Below are 3,447 nucleotides of genomic sequence, written 5' to 3' on the forward strand. Positions count from 1 at the left end.
GTTGATATCCAAGCTCTCCTTCTTGATATTCTCGAACTACCATAATCTTAAATTCATCACTATATTTAGTCATAAATAAACACCCCAAAGGTTAGATTTTCAACTCTAACTTTTGGGGTGCATCACAATGGTGGGGATCTTTTTTATTGGTTAGGAAACTATAAAATTCTTGTACTGTGGATAAGAGAACGACATCTAGCTCTAGCGTGTTTGTGTCGATTAGGAATCAGTTTTTTTAATATGTAAGCTTAAATCTGGAATTTCCAAAAAGTTCTTTATAGCTAATGCACAGGCACCCATTACACAGGCTTTTTTTCCTAATTCAGATATCACTAGTTCACTGAAGTGGCTTACTGAAGAGGTTAGATGGGATTTAATTTTATTCTCTGCATCTGGGTACAGCTTAAGTAACTCACTATTAAGGACTAATGTCTCCGGATTAAGTAAATTAATAATATTATTTAAACCGATTGCTAAGTATTTAATAAACTGTTTCATTTGCTCAAGCGTTGAAGGGTCTTGCTTAATGATTAAATTTCGAACATCCTCATACGTCATGTTTTTTTGATGATGAATAGTCGCTAATTGTTTCAAAAAACTGTCTTCAGAAGAATATAGTTCCCAACAGCCTGAGTTTCCACAATTACAAGACTTTCCATTAGGGACGATGATCATGTGCCCCATTTCACCTGCATATCCATGATAGCCTTTTAAGGATTCTCCATTAATCATGACTCCGAGTCCAATCCCAGAGTACATGCTAACACTTAATAAATTCATACTTTTATGATGTTTAAATACTTTTTCTGCAAATGAACATAAATTTGCGTTATTTTCAATTTGGATTTTTATGCCTACTTCTTTTTCTAGGTCATCTTTTAAATTCTTATTATGCCATTTATGTTGGGGAACAAAATTGATGATTTCATCATTCGTAACAATACCATGTATCCCGATGACGATTCCGATAATCCCGAAACGACTTTCAGAACATTTATCTTCATATTTCTTTATTTGATTAATTAACAGCTTAACAATCATTCCATAATCTGAATTTGGAATCTTGATTGTATCATCATAAATGGGATTTCCTAATAAATCAGATAAAGTAAATGTAATATGCCTATAGTCCAAATCAATACCTAAAGCAAATCCAGCGTTATGATTTAGTGATAGCATGATGGGCTTTCTCCCAACTGAAGTATGTTCTTGATCTGATTCAATAATTAATTCTTCCTCTAACAAGTGTGATGCTTGCACGGAAATTGTTGATCGTGTTAAATTTGTTAGTTTTGCTAAATCAGCCCTAGAAATCAACCGATGTTCAATAATTTTACTAATGATTAAACGTCTATTTATTTTTTTTATATATGAAGCATCACCAGTTGCCATACAAAACCTCCCATTGAAGCTCATTATACATTTTTATCCCATTCTTTCATTATACAGTTATTTTTAATAATCTCTATCTAAGATAGGATGGTGAAAATTTAGCGAGGTATTCCGCGCTAAATTATTGACGAAAAACAGATGAAATGATATTCTACATGTAGTTAATTAATTTGTTTTGTAAACAAATTAATTATAGATGAGTTGAAGAAAACATTAAAGTACTTACACAAAGAAAGTGAATATTTTTTTGTGTGCTTATGAAAGGGATTACAACTTGATAACAAAATGAACCTATAAAAAAGTGAAGAGAATTATTTTTTGAAATAATTAAAAGGTTTGTTATCATCAATTAGTAGTCATTTTCTGTAATATGAATGTCAATAATAAAAATATTGGAGGTAGTAAAGATGAAACCATTTTTAGACAAAGATTTTCTATTAACGAATCCGACAGCGGAAAAACTCTACCATAGTATTATGAAGGAATTACCGATTTTTGATTATCATTGTCATTTAGATCCAAAACAAATTTGGGAAAACCAAAACTTTGAAAATATCACTCAAATTTGGCTTGCTGGTGATCACTACAAATGGCGTGCAATGCGCATTCATGGCGTTAGCGAAAATCTAATTACTGGTGATGCGAGCGATTGGGAGAAATTTGAGGCATGGGCAGAAACAGTTCCTCATTTATTTGGAAATCCATTGTACCATTGGACACATATGGAGCTAAGAACATTTTTCGGTATTGATACGTTGTTATCACCTGAAACAGCGCGTGCAATTTGGGATGAATGTAATGAAAAATTACAAACACCAGATTTTACACCACGTCGTTTTATTGAAAAATCAAATGTTCAATTTGTTGGAACAACGGATGATCCAACAGATTCGCTTGAATTCCATCAGTTAATTAAAAATGATCCAGCTATTCCATTTGTAGTAGCACCAACATTCCGTCCTGATGGTGCACTTTTTATTGAAAAACCAACTTTCCAAGAGTGGTTGAAAAAATTAGAGAGTGCTTCAAATATAACAGTTGATTCATATAATAGTTTAGTTAAAGCAATGCAACAACGCGTTGATTTCTTCACGGAAAACGGCTGTAGTGCGTCTGACCATGATATTCCGAAAATGGTTTTTAAAGAGATTTCGAAGGACGAAGCTGAAGAAATCTTCGCAAAACGCTTAAACAATGAAGAATTAACTAACGATGAGATCATTGGGTATCGCTCAGCTCTTCTTGTTGAATTAGGAAAAATGTATGCTGACAAGCAATGGGTTATGCAATTACATATGGGAGCAATCAGAAATAATAATACACGAATCCAACGTTTAGTTGGTGCTGATGCTGGCGTAGATTCAATCGGTGACAATCTTCTGGCAGAAGGATTATCTCGTTTCTTAGATGCGTTAGATCAAACAAATTCTTTACCAAGAACGGTCCTTTACAACTTAAATCCACGTGATAATTATGTATTAGGAACAATGATTGGAAACTTCTTCGAAGAGGGAATTCCAGGTAAAGTTCAATTCGGTTCTGGCTGGTGGTTTAACGATCAGTACGATGGCATGGTACAACAAATGACAGATTTAGCGAACTTAGGTGTTCTTGGTCACTTTATTGGGATGACAACGGACTCACGTAGTCTTTTATCTTACCCTCGTCATGAGTATTTCCGTCGCATCGTTTGTAATATTATTGGGACATGGGTTGAAGAAGGAAAAGCACCAAATGACGAAGTAATTCTTGAGCAAATGATTAAAAATATCGGATTTAACAATGTTCAACGTTACTTTTTAGAAAGATAAGCAAAGGAGTGAAGTGCGTTTATGGGTATTCTTCAAGAGTTATTAAAAGATATTCCACTACCTAAAATGGCAAAAGTAAGACAAAATTTTGACGATTCAAAAATTGAACATCTTGGCGAAGCAATCAAAGAAAAATTGCAACGAGATGCGATTGAACAGAAAATTAAGCCAGGCATGGAAATTGCGATCGCAGTAGGTAGCCGTGGCTTGGATCGCCTCCCAGAAATTACGGCAACAACCGTGC

2 protein-coding genes and 1 pseudogene are annotated in these 3,447 nt (G+C 34.0%); 2 read left to right on the forward strand and 1 reads right to left on the reverse strand.

Annotated features, from left to right (window positions below; translation table 11 throughout):
* Positions 1–219 precede the first annotated feature (219 nt).
* Complete coding sequence (locus K9V48_RS27505; RefSeq protein WP_224142241.1) at positions 220–1,392, reverse strand: ROK family transcriptional regulator; 1,173 nt, start codon at positions 1,390–1,392, stop codon at positions 220–222.
* Between the two features lie 407 nt (positions 1,393–1,799).
* On the opposite strand from K9V48_RS27505, the gene uxaC reads away from it, so the two are divergent.
* Entirely contained in the window at positions 1,800–3,203 is a 1,404-nt protein-coding gene (gene uxaC, locus K9V48_RS27510) for a glucuronate isomerase (RefSeq protein ID WP_224142242.1), read from the forward strand.
* Between the two features lie 21 nt (positions 3,204–3,224).
* Positions 3,225–3,447 (forward strand): annotated as a pseudogene (locus K9V48_RS27515) (nickel pincer cofactor-dependent isomerase, group 22); the annotation flags it as partial.

Source organism: Metabacillus rhizolycopersici, from assembly GCF_020075705.1.